The organism is Shewanella spartinae (assembly GCF_019457555.1).
GTDB classification, from domain to species: domain Bacteria; phylum Pseudomonadota; class Gammaproteobacteria; order Enterobacterales; family Shewanellaceae; genus Shewanella; species Shewanella loihica.
Map to the genome: position 1 here is coordinate 2,892,452 of NZ_CP080418.1, position 17,286 is coordinate 2,909,737.

A 17,286-nucleotide genomic window follows, 5' to 3' on the forward strand; every position below is an offset into this window, starting at 1 on the left:
GACGCGCCTCCCCTCCTTTCTATGCTGCGAGTAAAAAATGTTTAGCGTGATACGAAATAAAAAACCGAAAAAGTCGGTCAATAGAGACATGCTGAATAAACAACGACGATACGATAGCCTTGTCAGGGCACTTCATGGCGACCTGTTCCGCTACGCCTTCTGGCTGTGCGGGGATAAACATATCGCCGAAGATATCACCCAAGAAACCTTCTTACGCGCCTGGCGCTCCTTGGAATCACTCAAAGATGATAAGGCGGCCAAGGCTTGGCTGATCACCATATTACGGCGTGAAAATGCCCGCCGCTTCGAGCGTAAGCAGTTTGACTACTCGGATGTGGAGCAGGCCGATATCGCCGACCACATCTCTTCCTCCAGCGAGGAGAACATGGAGCAGCATATGCTGAGGCGCCAGATAGCCAAGCTCGAAGCCGAATACCGCGAGCCCTTGATCTTGCAGGTGATCGGCGGTTTCAGCGGCGAAGAGATCGCCGATATCTTAGATCTGAATCGTAATACCGTAATGACTCGCTTATTTCGCGCCAGAAATCAGCTAAAAGAGATACTCGATGACACGCAAACCAGGGGGCGCTCTAATGGATGAGCTCAAATTCCGCCGCGAGGCCTATGAAAATCCAAACCGTCAAGACGACGAGTTTCTTGCGTCGATGCACGAGTCGAGTGAGCGCACTGCCTTTGTCAACGATCTCAAGCTATTAGACAAGAAACTCGAGTCCGCCCTCAAGATAGAGGTGCCAGAGGATCTCGAGGCTAAACTGCTGCTCAACCAACAGCTGCATCAGCATCAGGTGGATCGCCGCAAGACAGGCTTTACCTTGGCTCTGGTGGCCTCTATCGCCTTCATCGCCGGCATCAGCTTCACCCTGCTGCGTCTCGCCCCGGTGGATCTGGGACAGCACGCCCTGGCTCATGTCTATCATGAAGAGATGGCGATGAAGAGTGAAGAGAACATCAGTGTCGATGAGGTCAATACTCAGCTGGCCTCGCTGACCAGCCTGAAGCATGCCCACTTTACCGAGCAGCCCGGTCGCGTGCTCTACAGCACCTACTGTGACTTCCAGGGAGTGAAGAGCATCCATCTGGTGATGCAGGGCAAGCAAGGCAAGGTCACCCTGTTTATCGTGCCGCTGGAAGATCGCATGGTGCTCGAGGAGGCCTTTGCCGACAACCGCTATCAGGGAATGGGCTTCAAGTCTGACAACGCCTACGTCCTGCTGGTCGGCGAGCATGCCACAGATCTGGACTTTGTCAGAGACGAAGTGAAAGAGTCTTTCATCTAGGGCTCCTACCGTTAGACCAGAGTCCAAACCATATTCCAACTAATGAAGTAAGCTAATACAGGGAGTCGACCGCAGGTTGGCTCCCTTTAACTTTCACACTGTGATTTAACCCCACGGCCACTAACATATACGAGCCGCAATCCGCCAATATGACCAACAAAGCCACAACATTTCCGCATAACTTGGCAATTAATCGACCGATAAAGCCTAGATCTTGATCACATTTCACGGCAGATTTGGGCTAGCGCTCAAACATCTGCTAGCATACAGGCTCATTTAAAACAGACATGTCATCGCACTTTGACGATGGGCTCAGATCCCGGCTAACAAAAGGCATTGGCATGAGAACAATATGGCGAAAGCATGAATATTGAATTACCGATATTAGTTACTTTTTTCGGCTACCTCATCCTCATGATGGGCATTGGCCTTTGGGCATATAAAGCAACCGACTCTGTCGACGATTATATTTTAGGTGGCCGCTCCATGGGACCGGCCGTCACCGCACTCAGCGTGGGCGCCTCGGACATGTCCGGCTGGCTGCTGCTGGGACTTCCGGGCGCAGTCTACCTCGGTGGCCTGGGAGAAGCCTGGATCGGCATAGGCCTGGTATTTGGCGCCTGGCTAAACTGGCTATTCGTGGCCAAACGCCTGCGGATCTACACCCAATTTACCGACAATGCCCTCACCCTGCCGGACTTCTTCGAGAAACGCTTCGAAGACAAGCAGTCTGTGCTTAAGCTGGTCTCGGCGGTCACCATCCTGGTTTTCTTCACCTTCTATACCTCATCAGGCATGGTGGGCGGCGCCATACTGTTCGAGAAGGTGTTTGGCCTTGACTACAACCTGGCCCTGCTTATCGGCTCTGGCATCATAGTGGCCTACACCTTCGTCGGCGGCTTCTTCGCCGTGAGCTGGACCGATTTCTTCCAGGGCTGTCTGATGCTGATCGCCCTGCTGATCGTGCCGGTTACCATCTTCAGCCAGCCTGAGACCCAGAACGGCATCCATAGCCTGGATCCTGCCATGCTGTCACTGCTGAGCGACAACACTACTATGATAGGCCTGGCATCTCTGCTTGCCTGGGGTCTTGGTTATTTCGGTCAGCCCCATATCCTGTCGCGCTTCATGGCCATCGGCAGCGCCGACGACCTTAAGGTCTCGCGCCGTATCGCCATGAGCTGGATGATAGTGGCGCTGATGGGCGCGCTGGCAACAGGCCTTGCCGGCACTCTCTACTTTGCCGATCAGCCTATCGACAACCCAGAGACCATCTTTATCCACCTGGCCCACGCCGCCTTTAACCCTTGGATCGGCGGCCTCCTGGTGGCGGCGATCCTCTCGGCCATCATGAGCACCATAGACTCACAGCTGCTGGTCTGCTCTAGCGTGATCACCGAGGACTTCTACAAGAAGTGGCTCAGACCCGATGCCAGCAGCAAGGAGCTGATGATGATTGGCCGTATCGGCGTGCTGACCATAGCCGTCATCTCTGGCGTCATCGCCCTGAACCCTGAGAGCAGTGTACTGAGCCTGGTGAGCTATGCCTGGGCAGGCTTCGGCGCGGCATTTGGCCCTGTGGTGATCCTGTCTCTCTTCTGGCGTGGCTATAGCCGCAATGGCGCGGTAGCCACTATCGTCGTTGGCGCCATCACAGTGGTGCTGTGGAAACAGAGCACAGGCGGCATCTTCGACCTGTATGAGATCTTGCCTGGCTTCCTCTTCGCCACCCTGGCCGGTGTCTTAGTCAGCTTGGTCTCGGCGCCAGCAGAAAGCACCCGCGAACAATTTGAGCAATTTAGCCAGAAACTCTGAGGCAAGGCTCCCACTTCGCTGACGTAAAAATGAGCGGAAGATCAAAAAAGCGTACAAGTGTACGCTTTTTTTATACCGCATAAATTTTACTTACAATTTGCCATTTCACAACCCGTTAACCTTTAGCAAAACCTTAATTAAACCCAGAAGCTACGTGGCATAGCGCCATCAAGCACCTCTTCAAACAACAGCTAACTTTCCTGCATAAAACTGGCCATCCATTTAACACAAAATCAACAAAAAGTTGCATCTGGTCGGAGTTGTTGAGGTAACACCTCATCCCTACTATGCACGGGAATTATAAAATGGACCTGGCCGCCATGACTCAGGCACAAGCATGAGCGCAGTATGCAGCCGGGCCGACAATAACGAGAACAAACTATGAAGCGTTTCAACAAGACAATACTCGCAGTAGCCGTCACACTCGCTAGCTCACAGGCGATGGCCGCCGGTTTCCAACTCAACAGCCAGTCAGCCACTGGTGTCGGCCGTGCATTTGCCGGTGATGCCGTCATCGCTGACAACGCCTCAGTGCTGTCTCGCAACCCAGCGGCCATGGCCCTGTTTGACGAGAAGCAACTTTCTATGGGCCTGACCTACGCCGATGTCGAAGTCAGCGTGAAAGATGTTTACATCGACTCGCTAGTGGGCCCGATCCACTATGGTCATGTGGACGATGCCGCAGAAGCCAAGATCATCCCTAACTTCTACTATGTCAGCCCGGTAAACGACAAGTTTGCCTATGGCGTTGCCATGTTCAGCAACTTCGGCACAGGCACAGACACTACCCCTATGTCACAGCAGCTGGTTAACGGCCTGCCTGCCCCGCTGGATCTTTTGGGTAAGACAGAAGTGACCACGCTCAACTTTAACCTGAGCGCCTCTTACCGCTTTAACGACCACTTCAGCGTCGGCGCCGGCGTCGATGTGATCTATGGCCAAGGCACCCTGACCCGCGGCGGTTTGGTACCGACTCAAGCCGGTGCAGTGCAGCAAGATCTTGTGGATGTTGACGCCGACGGCGTAGCATTCGGCGGCATCATAGGCGCAGTGTATGAGATCAATGCCGATCACAGATTCGGTATGAGCTACCGTTTCAGCCCAGATTTCAAGGCAACAGGCGACATCAACATGTATAACCCAGTTGCCGGTGCCAACGTGTCCTTCGATGAGATCAACATCCCTATGCCGGATATCTTCCAGGTGGCGGGTTTCCATCAGCTGACCGAGAAGTTTGCTCTGCACTACACGGCGCAGCTGACCACTTGGGGCGATTTCAAAGAGATCACTGTGACCGACGGCACCATAGGCGGCGTGCCTGTCGCACCTGAGGCTAGCCTCAAAACCTACGCCTGGGATGACTCTTGGCTGTTCAGCGTCGGCGGCACCTACACCCTCAATCAGGACTGGACAGTGCGCGCCGGTTACATGTTTGACCAAGGCGTCGTTGGCGAAGTCAGCTCTATCTCCATCCCTGACTCTGACCGTCAGTGGTTCACCGCTGGTGCCACCTATAACCTGGGCAAACATGCGAGCCTGGACTTCGGTGTCGCCTTCATCCGCGGTGAAGATGTAGACCTTATCGAGCACAGCGCCATCACAGGCGGCCTGCCTATCGGTCCTGATACTGGCATGGTTCACGCGACCACACGCTCGAACGCCACTTACTACTCTATGCAGTACAACTACAAGTTCTAACTTGTACGAGTGTCCCCAAAAAGCCGCAGCCTACTGCGGCTTTTTTGTAGTTATCGGAAAACTTTTCTACAGTTAATACAAAGCTCCCGTGACGACAGATGGACAATGGCAAAAGTAATTGGTTTAGGTGGCATATTTTTCAAGAGTGACGATCCCCAGCGGCTCGCACTGTGGTACAAAACCTACCTGCAGGTGCCGGTAGAAAACTGGGGCGGCGCGGCCTTCTACCTCAACAACCTGATGCCTATGGCGGCCACCGGCTACAGCGTCTGGACCCCAATGGGGAGAGACACAGATTATCTTCACCCCTCAAGCAAAGAGTTTATGTTTAACCTGATCGTCGATGATCTCAACGAGGCCCTGTCTCAGGTGGCCGAAGGCGGCGCCGAGCTTTTGGCCGAAACCGAGGACTCAGAATTTGGCCGATTCGGCTGGTTTATCGACCCCGACGGCAACAAGGTCGAGCTCTGGCAACCCAGCACCCAAACCTAAGCGCTGTTTCCCCTGGAAAACCAAACGAAACAAGCATATGCTGGCTTTACCCCATAGCAACTCGGACGCTTATCCATGCAAAAATCAGTGGCAAGTATTCTCTTAGGCGGCTTCATCTGCGCCGGTCTCTATCTGTTAGGCACTAGCCTTGGCGACAGCATCATCAAGATGCGCGCCATGGAAAGAACCGTCACAGTCAAGGGTCTCGCCGAAGTCGAGGTAAAGGCCGATACCGCCATCTGGCCCATCCGCTTCACCCAGGTCGACAATGATCTCAATACCCTCTATCAGGAGGTGCAGAGTAAGACGGATAAGGTGATCGCCTTCCTGATTAAACAAGGTTTTACGCAAGATGAGATCTCAAGCTCCCTGCCCTCCATCGAAGACAGGCAGGCCCAGGGTTATGTAGACCCTAACGTCAAGTATCGCTACGCGGCCCAGGTCACAGTATCCCTCTACACCAAGCGGGTGGATCTGCTGCTGGGCACCCAGCGCAACCTTATCGAGCTTACTAAGGAAGGGATTGCCATTTCCAACCAGGATTACAACAGCCGCACCGAGTTTCTCTTCACCGGCCTGAATGAGCTCAAGCCGCAGATGGTGCAGACGGCGACGGAAAATGCCCGCCAAACCGCCGAGAAGTTTGCCAAAGACTCCGCCTCCCAACTTGGCAAGATAAAGCAGGCGTCTCAGGGGCAATTTACCATCAGCAACCGTGACAGCAACACGCCGAGTATCAAGAAAGTCAGGGTGGTTTCGACCCTGACCTATTACTTAAACGATTAGTTTTAAAGGGGCAAAGGATTTTCGCCCCTTCAATCGTATTTTTCTAATAAAAGATTGCACAAGCTTAAAAAGTCCATTAGAATTTTCTTATGAAGTTTTAAGAGGTGATCTTCCATGCAAGTACAACACACACTTTCCATCGGCATTTTGCTGTCACTCGTCAGCCTGGTATCTGGCGCCAGCGAACTGCCCACCATGACGGTAGCCAAACACTCTCAGCCCCAGTGGATCACCTTAGATGCACAGCTTGAGGCGGTAAAGTCGGCAACTGTATCGGCGCAAACCTCGGGCCGCATCATCAAGATCAACTATGACGTCAACGATATTGTGCCCCAGGGCGCATCCTTGCTGGAGATCACCAGCAAGGCCCAGGGCGCCGAATTAGCGGCCGCCGAGGCCGATTTTGCCCGCGCCCAGGCCCAAAACGAAGAGGCGCAGAAACAGCGTAAGCGTTATGAGCAGCTGTTCCCACAGGGCGCCATCTCCCAAGGTGACATGGATCAGGCCATCGCCAACGCCCGCGCCTCGGCCCAGGCGGTCAGCGCAGCGAGAGCCCGTATCATTCAGGCCAACGAGTCTCTGCAGTACACCACGGTCAGCGCCCCCTTTGCCGGCGTGGTCACCAAGCGCCATGTGGAAGTGGGCGAAACCGTGTCTCCCGGCCAGGCGCTGCTGAGCGGCTTTGCCACCGAGCATATGCGCGCCGTGACCCATGTGCCCCTGCGTTACATAGATGCGCTGCGTACCAATCCCAAGATGAAGCTAGTGCTGACCAACGGCAAGGAGCTCGAATCGGACGCCCTGACCATCTTCTCTTTCGCCGATGCCAAGAGCCACAGCTATAAGACACGTATCGACCTGCCGCCTCAGGAGCCCAACCTGATGCCGGGCATGTGGGTCAAGGCCAGCTTCAACGCCGGCAATCGCAATACCCTGACCATCCCCGAGTCTGCGGTGATCTACAACAACGAACTGAGCGCGGTCTATCTGATGCAGAACAATCAGTTCATGCTCAACCAGGTACGCCTGGGCAACAAGCAGGGCGATAGCTTCGAGGTGCTTTCGGGCCTGAGTGATGGCGACACCATCGCCATCGACGCCTATCAAGTGCTGCTGAAGCTGAAACAATAGATCTGGTGATCGAATAGGAGCCGTATAGATATGAATCAGCAAGATCGACACCAAGATAACCCGCACAGCCCAAAACGTCTGGGATTTTCCGGGCGCCTGGCGGCCATGTTCCAGCTGAGCGCCATCACCCCCTTGCTGGCCCTGCTCGGCCTGCTGCTGGGTCTGTTCGCCGTCATGGTGACCCCAAAAGAGGAAGAGCCGCAGATAGATGTCACTTTTGCCGACATCTACATCCCCTTCCCCGGCGCCACGCCGAGCGAGGTCGAACATCTGGTGACCCAGCCTATGGAGGAGGTGATCTCGCAGATCAAGGGAATAGACACCCTCTACTCCTTCTCACAGCCAGACGGCGCACTGATCATCGCCATCTTCGAGGTGGGGATCCCGCGCAACGAGGCGATCGTCAAGCTCTACAATCAGGTCTATTCCAACAAGGACAAGGTTGCCAGCCAGGCAGGCGTGGGCGAGCCACAGATCAAGCCCCGCGGCATCGACGATGTACCCATCGTCAGCCTGACCCTATGGTCGAAAGATAAGGCACAATCTGCCGAGCAGCTGACCCATATCGCCAAGGGACTGGAGAGCGAGCTGAAACGCATTCCGGGCACCCGCGAGATCTACAGCGTCGGTAGTCATGAGATCAGCCTCAACGTGAGGATCGATCCCGCCAAGATGAGCTTCTATGGCCTCACCTACGACGATATCAACCGTAGCCTGTCGAGCAATAACCATGTCTCCATGCCGGTATCTCTGGTGCAGGATAATCAGGAGATCAAGGTACAAACTGGGCAATTTTTAAAATCGAAACAAGAGGTTGAGCAGCTGGTCGTCGCCGTGTATCAGGACGAGTCGGGCCAGAGCGCCCCCGTGTACCTGGGCGATATCGCCAAGATTAGCCTCAACAGCGACATCCCGGTCCAGCATGCCTGGCACGGCGATAAGTCGGCCATCTATCCTGCGGTCACCATCGCCATCGGTAAGCAGCCGGGCGAGAACGCCGTGGATATCGCCAATGTGATCCTCGAGCGCCTGGACAAGATAGACAACATACTGGTGCCCGACGATGTCAACATCACAGTCTCGCGCAACTATGGTAAGACGGCGGGCGACAAGGCCAACACCCTGATCCTCAAGCTGGTGTTTGCCACCTCGGCCGTGGTGATCTTGGTCTTCCTCACCATGGGGCTACGCGAATCTGTGGTGGTGGGCATCGCCATCATCATCACCCTGGCGATCACCCTGTTTGCCTCCTGGGCCTGGGGCTTTACCCTTAACCGTATCTCATTGTTCGCCTTGATCTTCTCTATCGGCATACTGGTAGATGACGCCATCGTGGTGGTGGAAAACATCCACAGGCACATGGCGCTGGGCAAACGCTCCTTCGTGGAGCTGATCCCCGTTGCCGTCGACGAGGTGGGCGGCCCCACCATATTAGCGACCTTTACCGTGATCGCCGCGCTGATGCCGATGGCCTTCGTATCGGGTCTCATGGGCCCCTACATGAGCCCGATCCCCATCAACGCCAGCATGGGGATGCTGATCTCCCTGGCCATCGCCTTCATCGTCACCCCTTGGCTGGCCACTAAGCTGCTCAAGGGTCATCAACACCAAGGCGGTGATGGCGAGCATGATGTGGACGATCGCATGCTGAGGCTGTTTACTAGGCTGATCTCCCCCTTCGTCAGAGGCAAACAGGCCGGTAAGGCTAGGATTGGTCTGGGCGCCGCCATCGCCCTGCTGATCATGATCGCCGTCTCGCTGCCCGTGGGTCAGTTGGTGGTGCTCAAGATGCTTCCCTTCGATAACAAGTCGGAGTTTCAGGTGATGCTGGATATGCCAGAAGGCACGCCGGTTGAGCAGACCCAGCGCGTACTCAAGGCCCTGGCCATGGAGCTGGATAAGGTCGAAGAGGTGGACAACTACCAGCTCTACGCCGGCACCGCAGCGCCAATGAACTTCAACGGCCTGGTTCGCCACTACTTCCTCAGACAGAGCCAGGAGCTGGGCGACATTCAGGTCAATCTGGTTGATAAAGGCGATCGCGACAGAGACAGCCACAGCATAGCTTCCGAGGTGCGCCGCGCGCTGCAGGCCACCGCCAAGCAATATAATGCCAACGTCAAGGTGGTCGAAGTGCCCCCAGGCCCACCCGTGTGGTCGCCGATCCTGGCCGAGGTCTATGGCCCTAACGCCGAGATGCGCGAGACCGCAGCCAATGCTCTGCAGCAGCTGTTCCACGATACCCAGAATGTGGTGGATATCGACATCTATCTGCCCGCCGCGCAGCAGAAATGGCAGGTCAATATCGACCGCGCCAAGGCCAGCCTGATGGGCGTGCCCTACAGCAATATCGTCGATCTGGTGGCCACCTCGGTGGGCGGCAAGGCGGTGAGCTACCTGCACAAGCCGAATCAAAAGTCGCCTGTGCCTATCAAGCTTCAGCTGGAGGAAGGCGCCAAGGTGGATCTCGAGCAGGTGCTTAACCTCAGGCTCACCAATGCCTCGGGTAACTCTGTGCCCGTCTCTGAGCTGATCACCATACACAAGCGAGCCATAGACGCGCCTATCATACGCAAGAACATGATCCCTATGATCATGGTGGTCGCCGACATGGCGGGCCCGCTGGACAGCCCACTCTATGGCATGTTCGAGATCGCCGGCAGTATCAATCAAGAGGGTGGTCTGGGCTTCGATCAACACTATGTCAACCAACCCTCAGGGCTGGACAGCATCGCCGTGCTCTGGGACGGCGAGTGGAAGATCACCTATGAGACCTTCAGAGACATGGGTATCGCCTATGGCGTGGGCATGATCGCCATCTACCTCCTGGTAGTGGGTCAGTTCCGCTCCTACAGCGTGCCGCTGATCATCATGGCGCCTATTCCGCTCACCATCATAGGGGTGATGCCGGGCCATGCCCTGCTGGGGGCGCAATTTACCGCCACCTCTATGATAGGCATGATCGCCCTGGCGGGCATTATCGTGCGTAACTCCATCCTCTTGGTGGACTTTATCAATCAGGAAACCGCCGCGGGTGTGCCCTTCGAGCAGGCGGTGATCCATTCTGGCGCCGTCAGGGCCAAGCCCATCATGTTGACGGGACTGGCGGCCATGATAGGTGCCCTGTTCATCTTAGATGATCCGATCTTCAACGGCCTGGCGATCAGCCTGATCTTCGGCATCTTGGTATCAACCCTGTTAACCCTGGTGGTGATCCCCGTGCTCTATTACGCCGTGATGCGTCACCGCCCCGAATATTTTGCCGCGGTTAATCCGCAATCTTAAGGAGATACAGTATGTCTGTCGAACGTAGTATTTTCGCCTTTGCAGGCTTTATGGTCATGTTGTCTTTGCTGCTCACGACCTTTGTCCACCCTAATTTTATCTGGCTAACGGCTTTTGTAGGCGCTAATCTATTTCAAAGCGCCTTTACCGGCTTCTGTCCCGCCGCCATGTTAATGAAGAAGATGGGGATCAAGACGGAAGCGGAATTGGCCCGCATGAAATAACTCACAGATCACAAGGAGCCAACGTGAGACAAGCCAATAAGATGCTATCCAAGTCAATCATCAGCCTGATGGCGCTACTATTTGTCGCCATCATGGGCGTATCGGCGCCAAGCTATGGCGAAGAGAAAAACCCTAAGGTTGCCTGGGAGCATATACAGCAAGGGGCCATGGTCGTTGATGTCAGAACTCCGGAGGAGTTTGCCGAGGGACATCTAGAGAACGCGATTAATATTCCCTTTGAAAACATTGCCGAAGAGTTTACCAAGCGCGGCATCGCCAAAGATCAGTCTGTGGTGCTCTACTGTCGCAGCGGCCGTCGCAGTGGCATAGCTCAGGAGAGCCTGGTAAAACTCGGCTACAGCAACACCTATAATGGCGGCGGCTACCAGAGCCTGGCTAAGCACTAGGACTAAATGAGCTTGACGCTCAGACATCCTTAAACCGACTAAGGCACCCCAGGGTGCCTTTTTCATTAGCTGCCTTTTTCATTGGCTGCCTTTTTATTCCCAATATTATTCACTAATAGCCTTGTTCACTAATAGCCTTGTTCACTAGCAGCCTCGCTCATTAGCAAGCTGGTCCGTTAGCGACCTTCTTAAACAGGCGCCTTTTTACACTTAAAGCATGCCTCCCCCTTTAGAAGGCTAAGGATCTCGCGACATTAGGACACTGCAAAATTGTAACAATTGAAACAACATATAACCATTAGCTATATGTTATTACACTTATGGAATAACGATTATTCTATAATTACAATAAGTTATAAATTATGGTCAATTTTACGTCGCAGGTAATCAGGCAACACACCAAGCAAATAAACAGGCTGAAAATTCGAATAAATACTCAAAAACACACTATCCCATCGGCGAAACAATCGTATTCACTGAATATTTTCTGCATAAAAATTCTCAACACAAATCGCTTCTTTTACCCAAACACTGACTTAACAGCTTGTTTACAAATGTTTCATCAACAGATAAATTCACTGTCGAGTAACGCATATGATGGCAGTCATGCTGCTATGCACTCCAATAATAATTATTAATTCTAACTTTTAAAATGGAAGACAATATGACAGTTAAAAAGACAACTGCGGTCGCTATGTCTTTGTCTGCGCTTGCCCTGGCAATTGCAGCAAACGTCAATGCGGCGCCTGCGAAAGGACTCCACCTTCAGGCAGATAATGCTCGTATCAATCAAGCATCTCCCCTGCCTAAGCGCTATATCGTCAAGTTTAAGAATGCCCAGGCCGCTGCACAGGCCGATGCCAACAGCCTGAACGACTATCAGCCAAGAGCCAACGAAGTCTTCTCTCAGCACAGAGCACTGAACAGCGTTAAGGCTAAGCAGATGAAGCGCATCGGTCGCTCAAATGCTTACTCAGCCCAGCTGGATAACAATGGCGTTAAGGCCCTGAAATTGCGCGCCGACGTTGATTATGTCGAAGAAGATATGCCGCGCCACCTGCTGAGCGAAAACACACCTTGGGGTCAAACCTTTGTGGGCGCCACCAGCCTGAGCGACAGCATGGCCGGCAACCGCACCATCTGTATCATCGACTCGGGTTACGACCGTAGCCACAGCGAGCTGAGCGGTAACAATGTCACAGGTACCAACAACTCAGGTACGGGTAACTGGTATGAGCCAGGCGCTCACAACGCTCACGGTACTCACGTAGCGGGCACTATCGCCGCGATCGCCAACAACGACGGCGTGGTCGGTGTGATGCCAAACCAGAACGCCAACATCCACGTAGTGAAAGTATTTAACTCAGATGGTTGGGGCTACTCATCATCTTTGGTTTCGGCAGTTGACACCTGTGTGGCCAACGGCGCCAACGTAGTGACCATGTCTCTGGGTGGCTCTCAGTCAACCACCACAGAGAAAAACGCCCTAGCCGCTCACGCCAACAATGGCGTGCTGCTGATCGCAGCGGCCGGTAACGACGGTAACAACACCCACAGCTACCCAGCATCATACGATGCGGTTATGTCTGTAGCTGCGGTTGATAACAACAAAGATCACGCGGCCTTCTCTCAGTACACCAACCAGGTGGAGATCTCAGGTCCAGGTGAAGCGATCCTGTCAACCGTTACTCGCGGTGAAGGTCGTCTGGCTAACATCACAGCCGGTGGTCAGTCATACTTCGACAATGGCGTAGTGCCTCACAACCGCTATGTGAAAGACAGCAGCGGCAACTATGTTGGCACGCCTATCACAGGTTCTGTCACTGCCGAGCTGGCCGAGTGTAGCGTATCGGGCGGTGTCTTTAACTGTGGCGACATGACTGGCAAAGTCTGTCTGGTTGAGCGTGTTGGCAACCAAGGCGCCAGCTACCCAGAGTTCGATGCGGTCAAGGCATGTAATAACGCCGGCGCCCAAGCAGCTATCGTGTTCAGTAACACTGCGCTGCCAGGTCTGCAAAACCCCTTCCTGGTTGACACCAACAACGAAGCCCCAATGGTTTCTGTGTCTGTCGATCGCGCCACAGGTCAGGCACTACGTGCTCACCTAGGCACTAACGTTACAGTAGCCAACACTAGTGGTGAAGATTACGAGTACTACAATGGTACCTCTATGGCAACGCCACACGTATCGGGTGTTGCAACCTTGGTATGGAGCTACCACCCAGAGTGTAGCGCCGCTCAGGTGCGCGCTGCGCTAACTGCAACGGCTGAAGATCTCGATGTTGCCGGTCGCGACGACAAGACTGGTTACGGTCTGGTTAACGCGGTTGCCGCCAAAGAGTACCTAGATGCCTCTTGTAACGGCCCAACCGATCCAGGTACAGGCACCGGTGGTAACGTGCTGGAAAATGGCGTGGCTAAGACCAACCTGACTGGCGTGAAAGGCGACGAGCTACACTTCTCTATCGACGTACCAGCCGGTGCCAGCGATCTGAACTTCGCCATGAGCGGTGGTACAGGCGATGCTGACCTTTACGTCCAGTATGGCGCGGCGCCTACGCTGAGCAGCTACGACTGTCGTCCATGGAAAGGCGGCAACAGCGAGTCTTGCCCAGTGAGCACACCACAGGCGGGTACCTACTATGTGATGGTTCAAGGTTATAGCGACTTTAGCGGTGTTAGCCTGACAGCCAGCTACACAGAGCAGAGCACTGGCGGTAACACAGGCGGCCCAGCCACCTATACCAACAACACCAGCTATGCGATCCCTGATAACAACACTGCGGGTATCAGCAGCCCAATCGATGTGACTCGCAGCGGCGACTCAGGCACGGTAACGGTAACGGTTAACATTACCCACACCTACATCGGCGATCTGCAGGTTGAACTGCACAGCCCAAGTGGTCAAGTAGCCGTGCTACATGACAACAGTGGCGGCAGTGCCGACAACATCATCAAGAGCTACACAGTCGACATGTCTGGCGTTGAATCTGCCGGCACCTGGACACTGAAGGCAGTTGATAGCGCCCGTCGCGACACAGGCACTATCGATGCGTGGCAGCTAAGCTTCCAATAATCGCATCATCAAGATAGGGGACCTCAGGGTCCCCTTTTTTATCGAAAACGCCTTGGATAAGCTGATATAATGGGCCAAATTTTTTACTCAGCTATCACCATGACTCAGGCGAATAACCCACTACACGGCATCAAACTCGAAGCCCTACTCACAGACCTCGTCGACCACTACGGCTGGGAAGAGCTTGGCAGACGCATCGACATACGCTGCTTTAACCACGACCCATCCATCAAATCCAGTCTCAAGTTCCTGCGTAAGACCCAGTGGGCCAGGGAAAAGGTGGAGCGCCTCTACCTCAAGATGATTGGCAAGCCTATCCCGGCGCATCTACGCGGCGATGCCGGTCGTCCTATAGATGCGCCCAAGCCTAAACCCACTGCTGGCGATGAGGCAGAAAGCTCAGGCAACAGCGGCGTCAATCAACATATTTGGGGCAAATCTGACGACTAAGCCAGGTGATTTCACCAGAAAATCGAGCTTCATCAGATTAATCACATTAAAATCCGCTTAAGCTTCTGCCCTGCCTGCCGATACTAACGTCAGGCATACTTTTAATTCCATCTAACTAATGAAGTAACAAGGAAGGTTAAGCAGATGAATGTTCAGGGTATAAACGCCTTCGGCGCCCAAAGCCTGGGCCCACAGAGCCTAAGCTCTCTCGATGTGCGCGATCCCAATGCGCCCGAGGCGGCTCAAAACCCAAGCAACCGAAACCAGAGTGAACAAACTCAGTCCAGCAGTGACAGAGTCAGCCTGTCTGAGGCCGGCAAGAAGGCCCTTGCCGATGCAACCGGCAAGGCGCTGCACAACAGCGAAGCTGCCAAGACAGACAAGGCGCGCAAGGCTGAGGAGACAGAGGAAGATGAGAATCTGTCTGATATCGACAAGAAGATCAAAGAATTAAAACAGAAACTCGAAGAGCTACAGCTGGAGCTTCAGGCCCTGCAGGGGGACGATTCTGAGGCGGCGGAGCTGGAGCGCAAGCAGATACAAGATCAGATAGCTATCACCACCAACCAGCTGATGGCTCTGCTAAAAGCCAAAGAGAAGCAGGTTCAGCCAAGAGAATAGTATCTATAGTGGAAGAGTTGCCAGCATATAGGCCGTGGCGACACATTTAGGTCACCACGGTGCTAACTCATATGTAGGAGTTATCCCAAAGCCTATACCGTGAACTTAGCCACGGCACAGGTAAAGTTAGTCTTGATGATCTTCGGTGAAGTGATATTCAGACATCATGTGACCCAGCTCGGTCGACTTGGTCTTCAGATAGGCCTCGTTATAACGATTCTTACCTACCTGCAGTGGCACACGCTCGATAACCGCGATGCCAAGTTCCTTCATCGCCTTCACCTTGCGGGGATTATTGGTCATCAGCTTCACCTGCTGCACACCAATTTTCTCAAGCATGGGCTTGATCATGTCATATTTGCGCATATCGGCGGCAAAGCCCAGACGCTCGTTGGCTTCCACCGTATTGGCGCCTTGATCCTGCAGCTCGTAGGCACGGATCTTATTGAGCAGGCCTATACCACGGCCTTCCTGACGCAGATAGAGAATAAATCCCTGACCCGCCTCGGCGATATTTTGCATCGCGGTTTGTAGCTGAAAACCACAATCGCAGCGCAGACTGAACAGGGCATCGCCGGTCAGACACTCGGAGTGGATTCTGCCCAGAATGGGCTGGCTCGCATCTAACTCGCCAAAGGTGAGCGCCACATGTTCTTTGCCCGTCTCTGTATCTTCGAAACCATGCATGGCAAACACTCCCCAAGGGGTGGGAAGCTTTGAGGTGGCGACATACTTAATCGACATGAAATAACCTTTACAACTCGCTCTGTCTGAGAAGCGAACGAAAAATGAAAACCAGGAGGAGAGACTCTCCCCTTTCTCAGACCGAGCATTCTATGTGTTTTTGCCTAACAGTGAAATACCCGAGTAACGAAATCGGTTATTGCTTCACCGCAACCGCTTTGGCTTATAAGGATACGCCCTGAGTGGCGGCAAGGCTTTGAAGTCGCTCACGCCGCCATCAAAATCCTCTATGGCCTAGAAGGCCTTAGGCGCGTATCCAGTCACCTGAGTCAGTCCCATCTGGCGCCCAAGGGCCGTCATGGGATGCACAACGATCAAGCCCTTCACCGAACGCTTGAGCTTACCCATATCCGCCTGCTCGGCCTTGGTCAGCGCACGACTAAAGGCAAGTTCGCTCACCTCTGTGCCGCGTTTGTTCAACTGACGGCTCTGCTGCTGTTTAACATGGGTAATTTGCTTAGTTACCGCATTGATCTCTTGCTTAAATTGCAAAATCACCGCCTGATCGCCACGCTTCTCTGCCGCATCTAATTTACGACGATACTTGTCGAGACGATCGTTTAACTGCTGTAACTCTTGCTTTAAATTCATTAACTTGCCTTAAAAATCTCGCGAATATACAAATGCCACTCAGATAAAAATAGGCAGCATTTGCCAGTTTGGCGAACATTATACCACTAATGGGGAAGGTACGAACAAGTCATCCGGCACCAGCAGCATCCGAGCCGTAACTCTATCTGCCGCTAAAATCAGCGCTTTTCGGTGAGATAGTGAATAACCTGATTGCTGCTGCCGCGAAACACCAGGCTGGGATCGGCAAGCGACTGCTCAAATTTGCCATCCACCAGCACGTCCACATGGGCGATAACCGCTTGTTGGGCCGGGCTGAGTTCATCGAGTCTATAGCCGGTCCACAGCCAGATATCCTTGCCCCGGCACTCCTGCCTCACCCGTTTAACTAAGGCCAAGATGACATCGAGGTTGCCCGGATGCAGCGGGTCGCCGCCAGAGAGCGACAGGCCGCGGCGCACAATACGGGTATCATTGAGATCCTTAATCACTTGCTCAAGCATAGCCTCGTCGAACAGATGGCCCGAGTCAGGATTCCAGGTCGATTGGTTGTAGCAGCCCCGGCACTGATGCTCGCAGCCCGAGACAAACAGGGTCGCCCTGGTGCCGGGTCCATTGACCACGTCGATGGGAAAATATTGATGATAGTTCATGTGCCCCTCATGCCTAGCTAGCGAGATCACCTCATA

General features: G+C 53.9%; 16 protein-coding genes. 13 read left to right on the top strand and 3 right to left on the bottom strand.

Annotated features, from left to right (window positions below; all coding sequences use genetic code 11):
• The first annotated feature begins 37 nt into the window (after positions 1-37).
• The 13 genes from K0I31_RS12690 to K0I31_RS12750 all read left to right on the top strand — a co-directional run bounded on the left by K0I31_RS12690 (position 38) and on the right by K0I31_RS12750 (position 15,283).
• Entirely contained in the window at positions 38-601 is a 564-nt protein-coding gene (locus K0I31_RS12690; protein ID WP_144200587.1) for a sigma-70 family RNA polymerase sigma factor, read from the top strand.
• On the top strand, positions 594-1,298 hold the full coding sequence (locus K0I31_RS12695; RefSeq protein WP_220071784.1) for a DUF3379 domain-containing protein: 705 nt from the start codon (positions 594-596) through the stop codon (positions 1,296-1,298). Before K0I31_RS12690 ends, K0I31_RS12695 begins: the two co-directional genes overlap by 8 nt.
• A gap of 363 nt (positions 1,299-1,661) precedes the next feature.
• Positions 1,662-3,113 carry a sodium/proline symporter PutP gene (putP, locus tag K0I31_RS12700; RefSeq protein WP_220078622.1) on the top strand — a complete coding sequence of 484 codons (1,452 nt, stop codon included), beginning with the start codon at positions 1,662-1,664 and terminating at the stop codon, positions 3,111-3,113.
• Between the two features lie 381 nt (positions 3,114-3,494).
• Positions 3,495-4,811, top strand: a complete 1,317-nt coding sequence (locus K0I31_RS12705; protein WP_220078623.1) for an OmpP1/FadL family transporter — start codon at positions 3,495-3,497, stop codon at positions 4,809-4,811.
• A 105-nt stretch (positions 4,812-4,916) separates the two neighbouring features.
• Entirely contained in the window at positions 4,917-5,303 is a 387-nt protein-coding gene (locus K0I31_RS12710; RefSeq protein WP_220071787.1) for a VOC family protein, read from the top strand.
• 75 nt (positions 5,304-5,378) lie between these two features.
• Positions 5,379-6,089, top strand: coding sequence for an SIMPL domain-containing protein (locus K0I31_RS12715; protein WP_220078624.1), 711 nt, complete (start codon positions 5,379-5,381; stop codon positions 6,087-6,089).
• A gap of 114 nt (positions 6,090-6,203) precedes the next feature.
• A complete protein-coding gene (locus K0I31_RS12720; protein ID WP_220078625.1) occupies positions 6,204-7,220 on the top strand; it encodes an efflux RND transporter periplasmic adaptor subunit in 1,017 nt (338 codons plus the stop codon).
• A 30-nt stretch (positions 7,221-7,250) separates the two neighbouring features.
• Positions 7,251-10,505 carry an efflux RND transporter permease subunit gene (locus K0I31_RS12725; protein ID WP_220078626.1) on the top strand — a complete coding sequence of 1,085 codons (3,255 nt, stop codon included), beginning with the start codon at positions 7,251-7,253 and terminating at the stop codon, positions 10,503-10,505.
• Between the two features lie 11 nt (positions 10,506-10,516).
• A complete protein-coding gene (locus tag K0I31_RS12730) occupies positions 10,517-10,729 on the top strand; it encodes a YgaP family membrane protein (protein WP_011866238.1) in 213 nt (70 codons plus the stop codon).
• A gap of 92 nt (positions 10,730-10,821) precedes the next feature.
• Positions 10,822-11,136 carry a rhodanese-like domain-containing protein gene (locus K0I31_RS12735; RefSeq protein ID WP_398351624.1) on the top strand — a complete coding sequence of 105 codons (315 nt, stop codon included), beginning with the start codon at positions 10,822-10,824 and terminating at the stop codon, positions 11,134-11,136.
• A 664-nt stretch (positions 11,137-11,800) separates the two neighbouring features.
• Positions 11,801-14,212: a S8 family serine peptidase gene (locus K0I31_RS12740; protein WP_220078627.1), complete on the top strand. Its 2,412-nt coding sequence runs from the start codon at positions 11,801-11,803 to the stop codon at positions 14,210-14,212.
• A 99-nt stretch (positions 14,213-14,311) separates the two neighbouring features.
• The gene (locus tag K0I31_RS12745; RefSeq protein ID WP_220080844.1) at positions 14,312-14,662 is read left to right on the top strand and encodes a VF530 family protein; all 351 of its coding nucleotides are present in this window, start codon (positions 14,312-14,314) and stop codon (positions 14,660-14,662) included.
• A gap of 144 nt (positions 14,663-14,806) precedes the next feature.
• Positions 14,807-15,283, top strand: a complete 477-nt coding sequence (locus K0I31_RS12750; protein ID WP_220078628.1) for a hypothetical protein — start codon at positions 14,807-14,809, stop codon at positions 15,281-15,283.
• A gap of 126 nt (positions 15,284-15,409) precedes the next feature.
• Here K0I31_RS12750 and ribA read toward each other — a convergent pair whose 3' ends face one another.
• The 3 genes from ribA to nrdG all read right to left on the bottom strand — a co-directional run bounded on the left by ribA (position 15,410) and on the right by nrdG (position 17,250).
• The gene (ribA, locus tag K0I31_RS12755) at positions 15,410-16,027 is read right to left on the bottom strand and encodes a GTP cyclohydrolase II (RefSeq protein WP_220078629.1); all 618 of its coding nucleotides are present in this window, start codon (positions 16,025-16,027) and stop codon (positions 15,410-15,412) included.
• 234 nt (positions 16,028-16,261) lie between these two features.
• Positions 16,262-16,618: a YibL family ribosome-associated protein gene (locus tag K0I31_RS12760; protein ID WP_011866244.1), complete on the bottom strand. Its 357-nt coding sequence runs from the start codon at positions 16,616-16,618 to the stop codon at positions 16,262-16,264.
• 158 nt (positions 16,619-16,776) lie between these two features.
• Positions 16,777-17,250 carry an anaerobic ribonucleoside-triphosphate reductase-activating protein gene (nrdG, locus tag K0I31_RS12765; RefSeq protein ID WP_220078630.1) on the bottom strand — a complete coding sequence of 158 codons (474 nt, stop codon included), beginning with the start codon at positions 17,248-17,250 and terminating at the stop codon, positions 16,777-16,779.
• Positions 17,251-17,286: the final 36 nt, after the last annotated feature.

Excerpts from the sequence above, each read along its gene's own strand:
- K0I31_RS12730 (WP_011866238.1), top strand. The coding sequence starts at position 10,517 with ATGTCTGTCGAACGTAGTATTTTCGCCTTTGCAGGCTTTATGGTCATG.
- nrdG (WP_220078630.1), bottom strand. The coding sequence starts at position 17,250 with ATGAACTATCATCAATATTTTCCCATCGACGTGGTCAATGGACCCGGC.
- K0I31_RS12720 (WP_220078625.1), top strand. The coding sequence starts at position 6,204 with ATGCAAGTACAACACACACTTTCCATCGGCATTTTGCTGTCACTCGTC.
- K0I31_RS12705 (WP_220078623.1), top strand. The coding sequence starts at position 3,495 with ATGAAGCGTTTCAACAAGACAATACTCGCAGTAGCCGTCACACTCGCT.
- K0I31_RS12760 (WP_011866244.1), bottom strand. The coding sequence starts at position 16,618 with ATGAATTTAAAGCAAGAGTTACAGCAGTTAAACGATCGTCTCGACAAG.
- ribA (WP_220078629.1), bottom strand. The coding sequence starts at position 16,027 with ATGTCGATTAAGTATGTCGCCACCTCAAAGCTTCCCACCCCTTGGGGA.
- putP (WP_220078622.1), top strand. The coding sequence starts at position 1,662 with ATGAATATTGAATTACCGATATTAGTTACTTTTTTCGGCTACCTCATC.
- K0I31_RS12695 (WP_220071784.1), top strand. The coding sequence starts at position 594 with ATGGATGAGCTCAAATTCCGCCGCGAGGCCTATGAAAATCCAAACCGT.
- K0I31_RS12725 (WP_220078626.1), top strand. The coding sequence starts at position 7,251 with ATGAATCAGCAAGATCGACACCAAGATAACCCGCACAGCCCAAAACGT.
- K0I31_RS12690 (WP_144200587.1), top strand. The coding sequence starts at position 38 with ATGTTTAGCGTGATACGAAATAAAAAACCGAAAAAGTCGGTCAATAGA.
- K0I31_RS12735 (WP_398351624.1), top strand. The coding sequence starts at position 10,822 with ATGGGCGTATCGGCGCCAAGCTATGGCGAAGAGAAAAACCCTAAGGTT.
- K0I31_RS12715 (WP_220078624.1), top strand. The coding sequence starts at position 5,379 with ATGCAAAAATCAGTGGCAAGTATTCTCTTAGGCGGCTTCATCTGCGCC.
- K0I31_RS12750 (WP_220078628.1), top strand. The coding sequence starts at position 14,807 with ATGAATGTTCAGGGTATAAACGCCTTCGGCGCCCAAAGCCTGGGCCCA.
- K0I31_RS12740 (WP_220078627.1), top strand. The coding sequence starts at position 11,801 with ATGACAGTTAAAAAGACAACTGCGGTCGCTATGTCTTTGTCTGCGCTT.
- K0I31_RS12745 (WP_220080844.1), top strand. The coding sequence starts at position 14,312 with ATGACTCAGGCGAATAACCCACTACACGGCATCAAACTCGAAGCCCTA.
- K0I31_RS12710 (WP_220071787.1), top strand. The coding sequence starts at position 4,917 with ATGGCAAAAGTAATTGGTTTAGGTGGCATATTTTTCAAGAGTGACGAT.